The organism is Nocardia amikacinitolerans NBRC 108937 (genome assembly GCF_001612615.1).
Classification (GTDB): domain Bacteria; phylum Actinomycetota; class Actinomycetes; order Mycobacteriales; family Mycobacteriaceae; genus Nocardia; species Nocardia amikacinitolerans.
This window is the reverse complement of sequence record NZ_BDAU01000037.1, coordinates 1-16,193: the sequence shown is the minus strand read 5'-3', so window position 1 is coordinate 16,193 and position 16,193 is coordinate 1. Positions and strand designations below refer to the sequence as shown.

Below are 16,193 nucleotides of genomic sequence, written 5' to 3'. Positions count from 1 at the left end.
CGCCGAACTATGGGGGGTGTGGCAGTGGTGCACAGCCGCATTGGGCGCGCGCCGGCGTGCAGAAGGTATGTGGGCGGGAGGGTTATCAGCCGGGGTGCCAGATCGGGGCATGGCCGGGCATGGGCTAGACGGGCCAGCCGCGTTGGGAGTAGGTGGCGCCGGTGAAGTAGGCGCGGATGCCTGCGGCGGGGTATTCGATGAGGTCGCTTGGCAATGCGGTCAAGGCGAACCAGGCCAGTTCGTAGCACTTGTCGGGCTCGCGGTTGACCGGTTCGCCTGACCAATTCACGGCCTCGAAGAAGAGCCCGAGGCGGGCTTCGCGCCCCGAACCGACGACGTGCGCGGTGTGGATGTGGCGGAGGTCGGCGGGGTCGACGACCACGCCGATCTCCTCCATCGCCTCGCGGGCCGCGCCCGCCGTTGCCGACTCGCCCGCTTCCAGCTTTCCCGCGGGCAGATGCCAGCGTCCGTCGAATTCGTCGTCGCTGCGCCGCCTGCTCAGCAGCACCTCGCCGCCGCGGACGAGCAGGATGTGGACATCGACAAGGTGCCGGTCGGTCATGAGGCTCCTCCCGTCGCGGCGACATTGCCGCTCCAAACTACGCGCGGCGATCGGCGCTCGACACCGAACTCGATCGCCGCGGCGAACAAGGGTCCGACTGATTGACAGGGAACGCTGTCTGTCCGCAGACTTCGCGGATGGTCGCGCACCGAAGGACTGTGTCGGCCGCTGTCCGGAGTCCTCGATGCCGTCGGAGAAGTTCGTGAGCAAAGATCCCCTACTGCTGTTGCACGGCGTGACGATGTCCGCCGCCGCATGGGACGAAGTCGTTCCGCTGCTCGCCGACGAGTTCGATCTCATCGTGCCGACCGCCGCCGGGCACCGCGGCGGTCCGCAAGTCGAAGGTGCGGCGACGATCGAGCATCTCGTCGATGTCACCGAACGACTGCTCGACGAAAGCGGCGTGCGCACAGTGCACATCGCCGGAAACTCGCTTGGCGGATGGATGGGCATCGAGCTCGCCCGCCGTGGCCGCGCCCGCTCGGTCTGCGCACTCTCCCCCGCGGGATTCTGGACAACCGGCACCGCCGACGAAACCGCGCCCACCGGCAAGCTCCGCCGGACGAAACGATTGGCGGACGTCGCGCACCGGATCGCGCCGCTGCCGCTGCGTTCGGCTGTCGTCCGCAAACTGCTCTTCAATGATGTCGCGGTACACGGCGATCGCCTGACCGCGGCTCGAGCGCTCGGTGCGGTACAGGATCTCGTCGACTGCCCCGCCGCCTACGAGATCCTGCGCAGCACCGAAAGCGTCGCGCCCATGCCCACGCTGCCGTGCCCCATCACTCTTGCCTGGTCGGCAAAGGACCGCATCTTCCCGCCGTCGGTGAACGGAGCTGTCGCACGGCGCCGTATCCCCGACGCGCGGTATGTGGAACTTCCCGCCGTCGGACACGTCCCGATGATCGATGACCCGGCCTTGTGCGCGGCGACCATCCGCGCGGCCGTCGGCAGCACCGAATAGACAGGCGTCGACCACCGAGCCAACGAAGCTGATGGACGCGGCATTCTGCCCGGCACCCGGCTCGATATTTCGGCAGGCGCCAACGCCGCGCACCGGCCGGTGCGGGCGCCTACCGAACGGTCGACCCGACCGGTGTGGCCCGACCGAATGGCCGACCCAGCCGGTGCGGGCACCGACGAATGGCCGACCCGGCCGGTGTGGCCGCCGACTCGAATGGCCGACCCAGCCGGTGCGGGCCCGCTCCGCGTCGATCACCTCGTCTCGCGGTCGCTCAGAGGGGGTCGGCGGCGGCGCGGGCGATGAGCCGCGCGGCATGTTTGCCGCACTTGGCCTGCCGCGCTCGGCCGACTACCACGTCGCCATGTGGGCAAGGCGATCGTGCGCAGGCGAACGCACCGACCGAATGGCCTACCCTGCCGTGCGGGCACCAACCGAATGGCCGACCCAGCCGATGCGGGCACCGACCGAGCACCGACCCGACCGGCGCCTGCATTCGAGTGGGCGCACGCGAAATCAGTTGGCGCTCAACACCAAACCTGAGGTCGGCACACCGGTCCCCGCGGTCACCAGAATGTTCCGCAGCGAGTCGACCTGGTTGACCGAGGTGCCGCGAATCTGGCGCACCGCTTCGGCGATGCCGTTCATGCCGTGGATGTACGCCTCGCCGAGCTGGCCGCCGTGCGTGTTGAGTGGCAGCCTGCCGCCGAGTTCGATCGCGCCGTCCTTGACGAAATCCTTTGCCTCGCCGCGACCGCAGAACCCGAGCTCCTCGAGCTGCATGAGCACGAACGGGGTGAAGTGGTCGTAGAGGATGGCGGCCTGCATGTCCTGCGGACCCAAACCGCTTTGCGCCCAGAGCTGTTCGCCGACGAGGCCCATCTCCGGAAGGCCGGTCATGGCGTCGCGGTAGTAGCTGGTCATCACGTACTGGTCCGCGCCGGAACCCTGCGCGGCGCCGGTGATCACCGCGGGCGTCTGCGGCAGGTCGCGGGCCCGCTCGACGCTGGTCACCACGATGGCGACGCCGCCGTCGGACTCCTGGCAGCAGTCGAGCAGGTGCAGCGGTTCGGCGATCCAGCGCGAATTCTGGTGGTCCTCCAGGGTGATCGGCTTGCCGTAGAAGAAGGCGTCCGGGTTCACCGCGGCGTGCTTGCGATCGGCGACGGCGACTCGGCCGAAATCCTCGCTGGTCGCGCCGTACACGTGCATGTAGCGGCGCGCCACCATGGCGACCTGTGCGGCGGGCGTGCCGAGTCCGTGCGGATAGGACCAGCCCGCGTCGATGCCCGAGGAGGTCGGCGCGGTGGCCAGCGCCGTGGAGAACTGGCCGAACCGCGACACCGAACGCTCGTTGAACGCGCGGTAGGCGACCACCACGTCGGCGACGCCGGTGGCCACCGCCATCGCGGCCTGCTGCACGGTCGCGCAGGCCGCGCCGCCGCCGTAACCGATGTGGCTGAAGAACTTCAGCTGCGGAATCCCCGTGGCGCGCGCGACCGCGGCCTGGGTGTTGGTGTCCATGGTGAAGGTGGTCAGGCCGTCCACGTCGGCGGGCATGAGGCCCGCGTCGGCGAGCGCGGCGGTCACCGCCTCGGCCGCCAAACGCAGCTCGCTGCGGCCGGAGTCCTTGGAGAAGTCGGTGGCGCCGATGCCGACGATGGCGGCGCGTCCCGACAGCTTCTGCTCAGTCATTGGTACCCCGCAGCGCGATGACGACTTTCGCCGTGATGTGGTCGCCGAGGCTGTCGCGCCCGACGACGTCGATGTGGATGTCGTCGCCGTCGACCGCGCTCACCGTGCCGGTGAGAGTCAGCGTGTCGCCCGCGTACAGCGGCACCCCGAGGCGCAGCGCGATCGACTTCACGATGGCGCGCGGTCCCGCCCAGTCGGTGACGAAGCGCTGCACCAGGCCAGTGTCGGTGAGGATGTTGACGAAGATGTCCTTCGATCCGCGCGCGACGGCCTTGTCCCTGTCGTGGTGCACGTCCTGGAAATCGCGGGTGGCGAGCGCCGTGCTGATGACGAAGGTCGGGTCGGCGTGCACGACCAGTTCCGGCAGCGTCGTGCCGACCTGCACGGAAGTTGGTTCGGTAGTCGCGGGCCCACCCGTCGCCCGGTCACCACCCCTCGAGGAATCGTTTCGCGATGCTGTCGTCATTTGTTCACCGTCCAATACGGCAGCACGGCCTCGTCGTCGAGCTTCTCGAACTCGACCCGCACCGGCAGGCCCACCTCGACCTCGGCCGGCTCGATGCCGCGCAGTTCACCGAGCATGCGCACGCCTTCCTCCAATTCGACAAGCGCGACCACGAACGGCAGTTGCCGCCCTGGCACTTTCGGCGCGTGATGCACGACGTAGCTGAACACCGCGCCGCGCCCCGAGGCGACCACGTAGTCGGTCGGCTCGGATTTGTCCTTCCACAGCGCGGGGATCGGCGGGTGCCGCAGCGTGCCGTCCGGCAGCTTCTGGATCCGCAACTCGCCGAGTTTCGCGCCCTCCCAGAAGAATTCGGTGTCCAACGAGACGAGCGGCTTGACCCGCTCCCCCGCCGGTTTTGCCGGGGTGGCGGCTGTGCCCGGCGCGAATTTCAGGATGCGGAACAGCATTTCGGTGACGAGCTCGTCGCCAACCCGCCAGGACGTGCGGAAGGTGACGAACCAGCCGTCGCCGAGCCCGGTGCGCTTGGGTCCTGTGATGCTCTCCAGCCGACTGGTGACGCTCACCTGTTCGCCCGGCACCAGGTAGCGGTGGTAGATCTGCTCGCAGTTGGTGCCGACCACCGAGGTGAATCCCGCCTCGTCGAGCAGTTCGGTGGTTGCCCCCATCGGGTCGTCGGACGGGCGAACACCGTTGAGCCCGAACATGGTCCACACCTGCGCCATGGCGGGCGGCGCGACGATGCCCGGGTGGCCCGCGGCACGGGCGGCGGCCTCGTCGACGTAGATCGGGTTGATGTCGCCGATGGCCTCGACCCAGTTGTTGATCATCGGCTGGTTCACCGGGTCGCGCGCGAGGCGCGGCGCGCACTCGCCCGCCGCGATGATCTTCTCTGCGGCGGCGACGATCGCTTCCGGCGTTGACGTGTCCGGCACGCGCGGCTCCTTCTTCCTATCGGGGTACTCGCGGCAGGTTCAATCCGGCGGTGGCGACGAGCTCGCGCATGATCTCGTTGACGCCGCCGCCGAAGGTCACCACGAGGTTCTGTTTGGTGCGCCGGTCCAGCCAGGTGAGCAGTTCGGCGGTGGCGGGCTCGGCCGGATCGCCGTGGCGGCCGACGATCTCCTCGGCAAGGCGGCCCGCTTCCTGGAGCGATTCGGTGGAGAAGATCTTGGTGGCCGAGGCGTCGGCGATGACCTGCGACTGATCGCCGTCGACTCCGGCGGCGTCAGCGACGGGCCCGGAGGCGGTAGCGGAGCGTGACCACGCAGGGCCCCGCTCGCGCCGCCCATCAGATGCTGCCGCGACCTGCCAGTTCAGCAGTTCGTTGAGCCGCACCATGGCGTGCATGCGGCCCAGCGAGCGCTGCACATCGGGTTCGACGAGCAGACCGCGCGGACGCGCCCAGTCGCGCACACGGTCGTAGAGCTGTTCGATCTTGCCCGACGGACCGAGACTGACCCGCTCGTGGTTGAGCTGGGTGGTGATCAGCCGCCAGCCCCGGTTCTCCTCGCCGACCAGCATGTCGGCGGGGACCCGGACATTGTCGAAATAGGTGGCGTTGGTGTGGTGGGCGCCGTCGCAGGTGATGATCGGCGTCCACGAGTAGCCGGGGTCCTTGGCGTCCACGATCAGGATCGTGATGCCGCGATGGCGCGACTCCGCGGTACCGGTGCGGCAAGCCAGCCAGACGTAGTCGGCCTCGTGCGCGCCGGTGGTGAAGATCTTCTGCCCGTTGACGATCCAGTCGCCGGAAGCGTCGCGGACCGCGCTGGTGCGCAGCGACGCCAGGTCGGTGCCCGCCTCCGGCTCGGAGTAACCGATCGCGAAATGGATGTCACCGGAGAGGATTCCGGGCAGGAATTTCTTCTTCTGCGCGTCGGTGCCGAAGGACTGCAAGGTCGGGCCGACGGTCAACAGCGTCACCAGCGGCAGCGGCACATCGGCGCGCACCGCCTCGTTGAAGAAGATCTGCTGTTCGACGGGCCCGAAACCCTGCCCGCCGTATTCCTTCGGCCAACCGACACCGAGCCAGCCGTCGCGGCCCATGCGCTTGACCACGGCGCGGTAGGCGTCACCGTGCCGGTTCACCGCCATCTCGGCCTCCTCCTCGGGAGTGACGAGATCGGCGAAGTACCTGCGGAGTTCGTCGCGCAGCGCGCGCTGCTCGGCGGTCAGATCGATGAACATCTTGCTCCTAGACGATCCAGGCGGAACGACGCGCCGCCGAGCCAGCGGGCGATGTCCTTGGCCTGCGAGTAGTAGCGGTGCATCGGATGGGTCACGTCGACGCCGAGGCCTCCGTGCAGGTGGTGGCACTTCTGCATGGCGGCGGGCAGCTCGGAGGCCACGGTATAGGCGAGTACGTCGAGGTCGTCGTCGACGCGCTCCAGGTGCGCGGAATCGGCGTCGGACAGCGAGAGCGCCCAGTTCGCCGAGACGGCCGCGGCGTGCAGGGTGCGGGATACCACGTACAGATCGGCGATCTGCTGCGCCACCGCCTGGAATTCGGCGAGCGGCCTGCCGAACTGCCGCCGTACCCGTAGGTGTTCGGCGGTGAGCACCAGCGCGCCCTTCAGCAGTCCGTCGGCGACCGAGCCGATGCTCGCGACGGCGAGCCGGTGCAGCCGCGCGAGATCACCGGGGAGCAGCTGCTCGGCGGGGATCTCCACGTTGTCCAACAAAACGCTGCCCTCGGGCAGGCCGCCCGAGGTCGGCGACGGCGTGACGGTCAGGCCCGCGGCGTCGCCCTCGACGAGCGCGATACCGGAATCGGTCGGGATCAACAGCCAGCGCGCCTGCTCGGCGTAGGGCACCGCGACCTTGTGCCCGCTGATTCGCACGACGGACCCTTCGGCGACCGCGGTCGTCTTCGGCGTCGCGGCGAAGGGCGCACCGGGCTCGCTGAGCGCCGCGGTGAGCACCGCGCCCTTGGCGATCTCGGGGCAGATGGCCTCGGCCTGCTCGTCCGGCAGGACGGGTAGCAGCGCGAGCAGGGCGAAACCCAAGGTCGGCAGGGCGGGCACGGCGACCGCGTCGGTGGCCAGCTCGGTGAGCAGCACCGAGACCTCCGGCAGGCCCATACCGTCGCCGCCGAAGCGCTCCGGTAGCGCGACCGCGAGCAGTCCCGACTCGACGAGGGTCGGCCACAGCTCCATATCCCGCGCGGATTCGCGCTCCAGCAAGCTCACTACTACTTCGGCGACGGCGTCTTGGCGCTCGTCCCTGGTGAAGTCCACGCTGTTCTCCCAGTCGAGTTTCGTCAGCTGTCCGCGTCGCGCGGCAGCCCGAGAATCCGCTCACCTGCCACGGTGAGCAGGATCTGCTCGGTGCCTCCCGCGATGGAAAGACAGCGGGTGAGCAGGAATTCGGTCACCTCGTCCGACTCCAGCGCACCGTTCGGTCCCGCCGCCTCGACGGCGAACTCCGCGACCGCCTGCCGGTGCCGCACGCCGACCAGCTTGCGGACGCTGCTCTGCGCGCCAGGGTCGGCGCCCGCCAGCATCGCGACCGCGGCACGCTGTTCGAGCAGCAGCCCGGCGATGGCCTCCGCGACGAAGCCGCCGAGCCGGTCGTTGCGCAGCTCCGCGCCTGGCCCGGTGGCGGGCAGCTTGGCGATCAGCTCCTCGAGCACCGGCCCGATTCCGTTGCCGCCCATGGCGACCCGTTCGGTGGACAGCGTGGAGCGGGCGATCTTCCAGCCGTTGTTCAGCGCGCCGACCAGGCAGTCGTCGGGGACGAAGACGTCGTCGAGGAACACCTCGCTGAACCGCGCCTCGCCGGTGATCTGCACCAGCGGCCGGATCTCCACACCCTTGCTTCGCATGTCGACGAGGAAGTAGGAGATGCCGCGGTGTTTGGGCGCCTCGGCGTCGGTGCGCGCCAGGCAGATGCCCCAGTTCGCCTTGTCGCCCAACGAAGTCCAGACCTTCTGGCCGTTCAGCACCCAGCCGCCCTCGACCCGTTTGGCGGTGGTGCGCAACGCGGCGAGATCGGAACCCGCGCCTGGCTCGCTGAACAGCTGGCACCACACCACCTCCCCGCGCAGGGTCGGCCAGGCGAACCGGTCGATCTGCTCGGGAGTGCCGTGCTGCAACAGGGTCGGGATCGCCCACCCGCCGATGGCCAGGTCGGGTGCGGCCACGCCCGCGCGGCGCAGCTCCTCGGAGATCACCAACCCGGTCATCGGGTCGGCGCCGCGGCCGTAGGGCGCTGGCCAGTGCGGCATGGCGAGGCCCGCGTCGACCAGTGCGTCGCGCTGCCGGTCCACCGGCAGTGCGGCGATCGCGGCCACCTCGGCGGCCAGGTCGTTGGTTGCCGCGCCGTCCACGTCGACGCCCTCGGCGGCGAAGACCCGGTCCGCGCCGGTGGTCCTGCGCATTCCGGCCCGAGTCAGTTCGGTGACCCTGGCCCGCCAGCGCGCCGAGCCGCCGAGCAGTTGGCGCAGCGCCGTCGCCCTGCGCAGGTAGAAGTGGGCGTCGTGTTCCCAGGTGAAGCCGATGCCGCCGAGCACCTGGATGCAGTCCTTGGCCGTCTCCACCGCGGCGTCCAGCGAGATGGCCGCGGCGATGGCGGCCGCGATCGGCAGTTCGGCGCCGCCCTCGTCGACGGCGGCGGCGGCGTCCAGCGCGACCGAGCGGATCAGCTCGGTGCGGCACAGCATCCAGGCGCAGATGTGCTTGACCGCCTGGAAGGAACCGATCCTGCGACCGAATTGCTCACGCACCTTGGCGTATTCGACCGCGGTCTCCAGGCACCAGCCCGCGAGACCGGCGAGTTCGGCGGCCACTAGCGCGACGAGCAGGTCTTCGACCCGGTGCGGGCAGGCGAACACCCGCTCGGCGGGCACCGCGACATCGGCGCAGTGCACACGGGCCAGCGGGGTGCTCGGGTCGGCCGAGGTCAGCTCCTCGACGCGCAGACCGGCGGCGTCCGGCGGCACCAGGCACCAGCGCTGCCCGTCGGGGCTGGTCACCGGAAGTAGCACGGCGGTGCCGGAAGCGGCCCCGAGCACGAGGTCCCAGACACCGGTGAGCAACACATCCGAGTCCGCGGCGGGTACGCTCACACCCGTCTCGGACGAAACGTCCGGACCGACAACGACGTCGAGCGCGACACCGCATGGGAGGTCTTCGGCAAGAGCGCCCGCGGTGACCAGGTTGGCAAGGGCGGTGCTGAGCACCGGGCCGCCCACCAGATCGTGCGCGGCCTGCTCCAGCAGGACGGCGAGATCGGCGACCGACCCGCCGTCGCCACCCGCGTCCTCGGCCACCGCGACACGGAAGATCCCGAGTTCGGCCAGCGCGGGCCAGTACGCGCGCCAGAAGCCGACCGGCTCGGCCCGCATTGTTGCAATCGGCCGGACCGATCCAGCCCAGCCCCGCATCGACTCCTGAACGGCTTTATGCTCGTCAGTGGTGGCGATGGTCACACTCCAACCCGCCTTTCCGGCGTGACTCCCACACCTAGAACATGTTCTAATATCATCGCCGGGCGGAAGTCAAGAGACGGCCAATCCGCATCGGTGAGCACCGCGCGCCAGGCCGCCGTACGACGTTCGAGGAAAGGACCCTTTTCGATGGCCAGCCCCTCCCGATCGCAGCCCGCCGACACGAGCGCTGCCCGCCCAGCGACCGTGACGACGCTCAGCGAGGACGATCTGAGCTCGGCCGCGCAGCGCGAGCGGCGCAAGCGCATCCTGGACGCGACGCTGGCGCTCGCCTCCAAGGGTGGATACGACGCGGTGCAGATGCGCGCCGTCGCGGAGCGCGCTGATGTGGCCGTCGGCACTCTGTACCGGTACTTCCCGTCGAAAGTGCACCTGCTGGTCTCGGCGCTGGCCAGGGAATTCGAGCAGATCGAGGGCAAACGCAAGCCGCTTGCCGGGACGACGCCGCGCGAGCGCATGCACCTGCTGCTCACCCAGATCACCAGGATGATGCAGCGCGACCCGCTGCTCACCGAGGCCATGACGCGCGCGTTCATGTTCGCCGACGCCTCGGCCGCCGCCGAGGTGGACCGCGTCGGCAAGGTGATGGACCGCGTTTTCGCCCGCGCCATGAACGACGGAGAACCGACCGAACGGCAACTCGCCATTGCCCGCGTCATCAGTGACGTGTGGCTTTCCAATCTGGTGGCGTGGCTCACTCGACGGGCTTCCGCGACGGATGTCACAGATCGTCTCGAACTGACCGTGGATCTCCTCCTCGGAGATCAAGCGGCGAAATAGCCAAAGGCGATTACCGCGCCAACCGAATCGGATCGGGGAGCCCGGTCGACGGGCACACCGCCCGCGGCCGGGCTACCGTGGTGTTATGCCGCGCTTGCCACTGCACGCGGAGCAGACCGCGAACCGCCATGTCCGACAAAGCGACTCGCATCCGACTTACCCGCCGGAGCGAATCGGTACGGGCGTGCCGATCCTCGCGATCGCCGCGCGACCCGACTCCGCTCGCGTCCGCGGAAAGTTACTTGCTGGTTACCTGTGCGTTAACTGGGCAAATCCCGATAACCCAGTTGCAATCGTGCGCACGCATACCGGCGCGCTGCGGTGCGATGAATTCAACACAGTATTGTTTTGCCCGCCCCTGAAACAACTCCTCCGATCACTAGGTTGGATGCGTGAGCGCACAGGATCTGCCACAGGAACTTCGACGAGCTTTGTCGACGGTCGCGCGCGAGCCGAGACTCTTGGTCGCGTCGGACTACGACGGGACTTTGGCCCCGATCGTCTCCGACCCCGCCAAGGCGTATCCGCACCGAGAATCGGTGAGCGCGCTACGCGCACTCGCCGGTCTCACCGGAACTACGGCGGCCGTCATCTCCGGCCGCGCGCTGCGCGATCTCGCGGCACTCTCCCGGCTTCCGGTCGAGGTGCAACTGATCGGTAGCCACGGCTCGGAATTCGACGTCGGCTTCGTGCACGCGATCGACAACGACGCCAGGCAGCTACTGCAAGAAGTACAGACCGCGCTGACACACATCGCCGCGGGCAATCCGGGCGTCACCGTCGAGATCAAGCCGGCGAGCGTCGCCCTGCACGTGCGCAACGCCAGCCCCGAGATCGGGCGACGGGCGCTGACCTCGGTGCGCCAGGGGCCCGCCTGCTGGGTCGGCGTTCAGGTCACCGAGGGCAAGGCCGTCATCGAGCTGGCCGTCGTCGCCACCGACAAGGGCACCGCGCTGGACACCATCCGCCATCAGGAGGGCGCGACGGCGGCGGTGTTCTTCGGCGACGACGTCACCGACGAGAAGGCCTTCCGCGTGCTCTCCGGTCCGGACGTCGGCATCAAGGTCGGCGAGGGCGACAGCCTGGCCAAGTACCGGGTGGACACCACCGAGCAGGTCGCGTGCGCGCTGGCCTTCCTGTTGGAGGAGCGGCGCACCTGGCTGGCGGGCGCGAGCGCGCCGCGCATCGAGCGGCTGACCATGCTGGCGAGCCCGCGTTCGGTGGCGCTGCTCACCCCGGACGCCACGGTCACCTGGTTCTGCCACCCCGAGCCGGACTCGGCCGCGGTGTTCGCGCACCTGCTCGGCGGGCCGCAGGCGGGCCACTTCACGATCGCGCCGGAGCGGCCGGGGCTGCCGCTCTCGCAGCGCTACGTGGACGGCACCATGACCGTCGAAACCCGTTGGGCCAGCTTGCAGGTCGTCGACTACCTGCCGCACGACGTGGCGCCCAACCGCACCGATCTGACCAGGGTGATCACCGGTGTGGCCAAGGCGGTCGTCACCTTCGCGCCGCGACCGGAGTTCGGCCAGGTGCCGGTGACCCTCGAATCCGAGCCGTCCGGTCTGCGGGTGCTCGGCACCAACGATCCGATGGTGCTGCGCTCCCCCGGCGTCCGCTGGACGATCGAGAGCGACGGAACGCACGATGTGGCGCGCGCCGTTGTTGATCCGGCGATCGGTCCGATCGTGCTGGAACTGCGCTGCGGCACACAGGATCTCGCGCCCGCCATGACCGGCGAGCCGGAGCGCCGCAGGGAGGCGCAGCGGTACTGGTCGGAGTGGTCGAGCGCGCTGGAACTGCCGCCGCTCAAGCCCGACCTCATGAAGCGCTCCGCGCTCACGCTGCGCGGGCTGGTGCACGCGCCGTCCGGCTCGATCCTCGCCGCGGCGACCACCTCGCTGCCCGAGGACATCGGCGGCGTGCGCAACTGGGACTACCGCTACTGCTGGCTGCGCGACGCGGCGCTCACCGCGCAGGCGCTGGTCAACCTCGGTTCGCTCACCGAGGCCGACGAGTTCCTCGGCTGGGTGCACCGCGTGCTGGAGACCCTGCCCGGACCGGAGCGGCTGCACCCGCTGTACACGATCTACGGCGAGACGCTGCCGCCCGAGGCCGTCATCGACCAGCTGCCCGGTTACGCCGGGTCGCGGCCGGTGCGCGTCGGCAACGCGGCGAACATGCAGGTTCAGCTGGACGTCTTCGGCCCGATCGTCGACCTGATCGCGACGCTCGCGCACGCACGCGAGCGCAAGGGCATCACCGACCCGGCCCGCGCGCTGCCGGACGCCGACTGGGAGCTGGTGCACGCCATGGTCTCCGCGGTGCAGCGGCGCTGGACCGAGCCGGACCACGGCATCTGGGAGATCCGCGGCAACCCGCGCCACCACGTGTACTCGAAGGTGATGGGCTGGCTGACCGTCGACCGGGCGCTGACGCTGGCGCAGAAGTTCGACCGTGAGATCGACCCGGAATGGCTCGAACTGCGCGAGACCATCGCCGAGGAGGTCAAGACCAAGGGCTGGAACGACGAGGTCCAGTCGTTCACCGCGGCCTACGACGGCACCGACCTGGACGCGGCCACCCTGCACATCGGCCTCAGCGGTCTGATCGACCCCTCCGATCCGCGCTTCGCCGCGACGGTGGTGGCGACCGAGGCCGAGCTGCGCAGCGGTTCGACCGTCTACCGGTACCACCACGACGACGGCCTGCCCGGCGGCGAGGGCGGGTTCCACCTGTGCGCGGCCTGGCTGGTCGAGGCGTACCTGCTGATCGGCAAGCGTTCGGACGCCGAGGCGCTGTTCGCCCAGCTGGTGGACGTGGCCGGGCCGACGGGGCTGCTCAGCGAGGAGTACGACCCGGTGGCCGAGCGGTCGCTTGGCAACCACCCGCAGGCCTACAGCCACCTCGGTCTGCTGCGCTGCGCGCAGTTGCTCGCCCAGCCGGTGGAAGTTCTCGTCTGAGCGGTCGGCCTTCGAGGCCCGCGGACCGAGCGGTTCGCGGGCCTTCGCGTGTCCGGGCCGGTTTCGGCAGCGATGTGGCGGTGGCCGGGCGGTGGTCGGGTTGCGGGTTGCTGATAAAGTAAAACGGTAACGGTTTCCATTATGGGTTGGAGCACTCACCCTGCTCTGACCGCATCGCCAGGAGTTTCCCCGCGTGAGTAGTCGCATTGCCCTGAAGTTCGCCGGCGCCGCCGTGGGGATGGCCCTTCTGTTGACCGCATGCGGCGGCTCCGACGCTTCGGACAAGCCCGAAGTGGTCGCCTCCACCAACGTGTGGGGCACCATCGCCGCCGCCGTCGCGGGACCGGACGCGACCGTGACCTCGCTCATCACCGATCCGGCCGCCGACCCGCACTCGCACGAGACCTCCGCGGTGGAATCGGCGAAGATCAGCGACGCCGACCTGATCGTCTACAACGGTGGCGGCTACGACGAGTTCGTCGAGAAGGCCATCTCCGGCAAGGACAAGCGCACGGTCGACGCCTTCGAGTCCCGGCCCGACAAGGCCGACGAGAACGAGCACGTCTGGTACGACGTGCGCACCGTCGGCGCGGTCGCCGACCAGATCGCCGCCGCCCTCGGCGAGATCGACTCGGCACACGCCGCGGACTACACCGCCCGCGCCGCGACCTTCAAGACGCAGCTGGCCGGTATCACCGCGGCCACCGGCGCGATCGCCGCCGCGCACCCGAAAACTCCTGTGCTGCAGACCGAACCGCTCGCGCACTACCTGCTGCGCGCCGCAGGCGCGGAAGACCGCACCCCGCACGAGTTCCAGGAAGCGATCGAGCAGGAGACCGATCCCGCGCCGGCGGCCGTCGCCGAGACCAGGGATCTGCTGACCGGCAAGCAGGTTCGCGCACTGATCTACAACGTGCAGACCGAGGACAAGATCACCCGAGACCTGCGCGGGCTCGCCGAAAGCAACGGTGTCGCCGTCGTCGAGGTAACCGAAACCCTGCCCGAGGGAATGGATTACATCCAGTGGCAGACCAAGAACACCGAAGCGCTCGCCAAGGCGCTGGGCTGATCGAAGAGCAGTTGGTCGAGATGGTCATGAGCGAGACCGAACACACCGCACAGGAGCGGCGGCGGCGCGCGGACACCGACGGCGCGGCCGCCGTTCGGCTCGACGACGCCCGGCTCTCGTTCGGCGACCGCACCCTCTGGCAGGGCCTCGACCTCGACGTGGCGCCCGGCGAGTTCATCGCCGTGCTCGGGCCCAACGGCTCCGGCAAGACCTCGCTGTTGAAGGTGCTGCTCGGTCAGCTCACGCTGGGTTCCGGGCGGGCGTTCGTCGCCGGTTCGCCAGCGCGCGCGGGCAACCCCGACATCGGCTATGTGCCGCAACAGAAGACGATCGACGCGGGCGTGCAGCTGCGTGGCGTCGACCTGGTCGGTCTCGGCGTGGACGGGCACCGGTGGGGCCTCGGGCTGCGCGGGCGGGCCGAACGCAACAGGAAGGTGGCCGCCGCCATCGCGGCCGTCGGCGCGGAGAAGTTCGCGCACGCGCCGCTGGAATCCATGTCCGGCGGCGAACAGCAGCGGCTGCGGGTGGCCCAGGCGCTGGTCGGCGATCCGAAGGTGCTGCTCTGCGACGAACCGCTGCTGAGCTTGGACCTGGCCAACCAGCGGCTGGTCGCCGAGCTCATCGACCGGCGCAGGCGCGGCCACGACACCGCGGTGCTCTTCGTGACCCACGAGATCAATCCGATTCTGCCCCTGGTGGATCGGGTGCTGTACCTGGTGGACGGCAAATTCCGGATCGGCGCGCCCGACGAGGTGATGACCTCCGAGGTGCTCTCCGAGCTGTACCAGACCGAGGTCGACGTGCTGCGCGTGCGCGGACGGCTGGTGGTGGTCGGCACCGGTGACACCATGGACGCGCTCGGCGCGGCGGGAGCGCAGCACTGCCACGCCGAGCCCGACACGAGCGGGGTCCGCGCGTGAACGACAAGCTCGCCGACGTGTTCTCGAAGATGTTCGACCTGTCCACAACGGCCGATCTGCTCTCCTACGACTTCGTCCAGCAGGCGGTGCTCGCCGCCGCCCTGCTCGGCCTGCTCGCCGGGGCGATCGGGCCGCTGATCATCAGCAGGCAGATGTCGTTCGCGGTGCACGGCACCAGTGAGCTCTCGCTGACCGGCGCGGCCGCGGCGCTGCTCGCCGGAATCGGTGTCGGACTCGGGGCGATCATCGGGTCGGTGGTGGCCGCGGTGCTCTTCGGCGTGCTCGGAACCCGTGCGCGCGAACGCGATTCCGTGATCGCGGTGGTGCTCTCGTTCGGCCTCGGCCTCTCCGTGCTCTTCCTCTGGCTCGGGCCGGAACGCGCCGGTTCCAAGTTCTCGCTGCTGACCGGCCAAGTGGTCAGCGTCGGCTACAGCGGACTCGCACTGCTCATCACCTGCACGGTGCTGGTGCTCGCCGTGCTCGCGGTGATCTACCGCCCGCTGCTGTTCGCCAGCTCGGACCCGGAAGTCGCGGTCGCGCGCGGTGTTCCGGTGCGCGCGCTGGCGATCGTCTTCGCCGTGCTGCTCGGCATCACGGCGGCCTTCGGTGTCCAGATCGTCGGCGCGCTGCTCGTGCTGGCCCTGCTGATCACCCCGGCCGCGGCGGCGGCCCAGCTCACCGCCAACCCCGCCCGCGCCACGGTGCTCGCGATCGTCTTCGCCGAACTCGCCGCGGTGGGCGGCATCCTGCTGTCGCTGGCCCCCGGCGTCCCGGTCTCGACATTCGTCACGGCGATCTCCTTCGTGATCTATGTGGTGTGCCGGATCGTCGGCAACCGCCGCCGCCAACTCGCGCGCGTCCGCTGAGTCGGCGCCGGTCGGTCTCGCGTAGGCCGTCCAGGCGCCGCCGCGATGATCCGCGCACACTGCGGGAGGGCCGCCGACGCCCGAGACCGCACACCACCGGGGCGGTCTCGCGGTCGGGACGCCCCATCCTCACGCCCGTTGGCCGACCGCGGTGCAGGCGGGGCTCATTGGGCCGTGCGTGCGGGTTACGGCGTTGCGGGCGGGGCCCGCTCGGGCAACGAGACCTCCCCAGGTGGGGTGCATTAGGGCGGAGGCCTCCCGCAGTCACAGGCCGCACCCACTGGCTGCGAGCACTCTCGCGGTGCAGGCGGGACTCACTGGTCGGTGAGGCCCACAGCCGTTCGGAGGCGGGTCATGTTTCCCGTGCACATCCGGCGCGATGCGAAGCCTTGCGGCCGGTCACTGGTCGGCAAGCCCCACCGCCGTACGGAGGCGGGTCACGTTTCCCGTGCACATCCGGCG

General features: G+C 69.7%; 13 protein-coding genes. 6 read left to right on the top strand and 7 right to left on the bottom strand.

Going from position 1 to position 16,193, the window contains the following annotated elements:
* Window positions 1-124: 124 nt before the first annotated feature.
* The gene (locus NAM01S_RS26370) at window positions 125-562 is read right to left on the bottom strand and encodes an NUDIX hydrolase (protein WP_067790148.1); all 438 of its coding nucleotides are present in this window, start codon (window positions 560-562) and stop codon (window positions 125-127) included.
* Window positions 563-764: 202 nt separating this feature from the next.
* On the opposite strand from NAM01S_RS26370, the gene NAM01S_RS26365 reads away from it, so the two are divergent.
* Window positions 765-1,526, top strand: a complete 762-nt coding sequence (locus NAM01S_RS26365) for an alpha/beta fold hydrolase (protein ID WP_253799301.1) — start codon at window positions 765-767, stop codon at window positions 1,524-1,526.
* Window positions 1,527-2,039: 513 nt separating this feature from the next.
* Here NAM01S_RS26365 and NAM01S_RS26360 read toward each other — a convergent pair.
* From NAM01S_RS26360 to NAM01S_RS26335, 6 genes are read right to left on the bottom strand one after another with little or no spacing between them, the layout of a single operon-like run.
* Window positions 2,040-3,218, bottom strand: a complete 1,179-nt coding sequence (locus NAM01S_RS26360) for a lipid-transfer protein (protein WP_067790146.1) — start codon at window positions 3,216-3,218, stop codon at window positions 2,040-2,042.
* Window positions 3,211-3,684 (bottom strand): MaoC family dehydratase, encoded by a 474-nt coding sequence (locus NAM01S_RS26355; protein ID WP_253799299.1) that lies wholly within the window; start codon window positions 3,682-3,684, stop codon window positions 3,211-3,213. Before NAM01S_RS26355 ends, NAM01S_RS26360 begins: the two co-directional genes overlap by 8 nt.
* The gene (locus NAM01S_RS26350) at window positions 3,681-4,619 is read right to left on the bottom strand and encodes a bifunctional MaoC family dehydratase N-terminal/OB-fold nucleic acid binding domain-containing protein (protein WP_067790140.1); all 939 of its coding nucleotides are present in this window, start codon (window positions 4,617-4,619) and stop codon (window positions 3,681-3,683) included. The genes NAM01S_RS26355 and NAM01S_RS26350 overlap by 4 nt, the downstream gene beginning before the upstream one ends.
* A gap of 16 nt (window positions 4,620-4,635) precedes the next feature.
* Window positions 4,636-5,874 (bottom strand): acyl-CoA dehydrogenase family protein, encoded by a 1,239-nt coding sequence (locus tag NAM01S_RS26345; RefSeq protein ID WP_067790137.1) that lies wholly within the window; start codon window positions 5,872-5,874, stop codon window positions 4,636-4,638.
* On the bottom strand, window positions 5,859-6,923 hold the full coding sequence (locus NAM01S_RS26340; RefSeq protein WP_067790133.1) for an acyl-CoA dehydrogenase family protein: 1,065 nt from the start codon (window positions 6,921-6,923) through the stop codon (window positions 5,859-5,861). Before NAM01S_RS26340 ends, NAM01S_RS26345 begins: the two co-directional genes overlap by 16 nt.
* A 23-nt stretch (window positions 6,924-6,946) precedes the next feature.
* A complete protein-coding gene (locus NAM01S_RS26335; protein ID WP_067790130.1) occupies window positions 6,947-9,115 on the bottom strand; it encodes an acyl-CoA dehydrogenase family protein in 2,169 nt (722 codons plus the stop codon).
* A gap of 147 nt (window positions 9,116-9,262) precedes the next feature.
* On the opposite strand from NAM01S_RS26335, the gene kstR reads away from it, so the two are divergent.
* The 5 genes from kstR (at window position 9,263) to NAM01S_RS26310 (ending at window position 15,731) form a co-directional block, all read left to right on the top strand.
* The gene (gene kstR, locus NAM01S_RS26330; protein ID WP_067790127.1) at window positions 9,263-9,913 is read left to right on the top strand and encodes a cholesterol catabolism transcriptional regulator KstR; all 651 of its coding nucleotides are present in this window, start codon (window positions 9,263-9,265) and stop codon (window positions 9,911-9,913) included.
* Window positions 9,914-10,305: 392 nt separating this feature from the next.
* Window positions 10,306-12,876, top strand: a complete 2,571-nt coding sequence (otsB, locus tag NAM01S_RS26325) for a trehalose-phosphatase (RefSeq protein ID WP_067790124.1) — start codon at window positions 10,306-10,308, stop codon at window positions 12,874-12,876.
* A 238-nt stretch (window positions 12,877-13,114) separates the two neighbouring features.
* Complete coding sequence (locus NAM01S_RS26320) at window positions 13,115-13,945, top strand: metal ABC transporter solute-binding protein, Zn/Mn family (protein ID WP_067790121.1); 831 nt, start codon at window positions 13,115-13,117, stop codon at window positions 13,943-13,945.
* A 26-nt stretch (window positions 13,946-13,971) separates the two neighbouring features.
* Window positions 13,972-14,865 carry a metal ABC transporter ATP-binding protein gene (locus tag NAM01S_RS26315; RefSeq protein WP_067790151.1) on the top strand — a complete coding sequence of 298 codons (894 nt, stop codon included), beginning with the start codon at window positions 13,972-13,974 and terminating at the stop codon, window positions 14,863-14,865.
* Window positions 14,862-15,731 (top strand): metal ABC transporter permease, encoded by an 870-nt coding sequence (locus tag NAM01S_RS26310; RefSeq protein ID WP_067790118.1) that lies wholly within the window; start codon window positions 14,862-14,864, stop codon window positions 15,729-15,731. The genes NAM01S_RS26315 and NAM01S_RS26310 overlap by 4 nt, the downstream gene beginning before the upstream one ends.
* Window positions 15,732-16,193 lie beyond the last annotated feature (462 nt).

Bases quoted from the DNA above. Each gene is read 5' to 3' on its own strand.
- NAM01S_RS26360 (WP_067790146.1), bottom strand. From the start codon at position 3,218: ATGACTGAGCAGAAGCTGTCGGGACGCGCCGCCATCGTCGGCATCGGC.
- NAM01S_RS26315 (WP_067790151.1), top strand. From the start codon at position 13,972: ATGAGCGAGACCGAACACACCGCACAGGAGCGGCGGCGGCGCGCGGAC.
- NAM01S_RS26345 (WP_067790137.1), bottom strand. From the start codon at position 5,874: ATGTTCATCGATCTGACCGCCGAGCAGCGCGCGCTGCGCGACGAACTC.
- NAM01S_RS26370 (WP_067790148.1), bottom strand. From the start codon at position 562: ATGACCGACCGGCACCTTGTCGATGTCCACATCCTGCTCGTCCGCGGC.
- NAM01S_RS26320 (WP_067790121.1), top strand. From the start codon at position 13,115: ATGGCCCTTCTGTTGACCGCATGCGGCGGCTCCGACGCTTCGGACAAG.
- kstR (WP_067790127.1), top strand. From the start codon at position 9,263: ATGGCCAGCCCCTCCCGATCGCAGCCCGCCGACACGAGCGCTGCCCGC.
- NAM01S_RS26355 (WP_253799299.1), bottom strand. From the start codon at position 3,684: ATGACGACAGCATCGCGAAACGATTCCTCGAGGGGTGGTGACCGGGCG.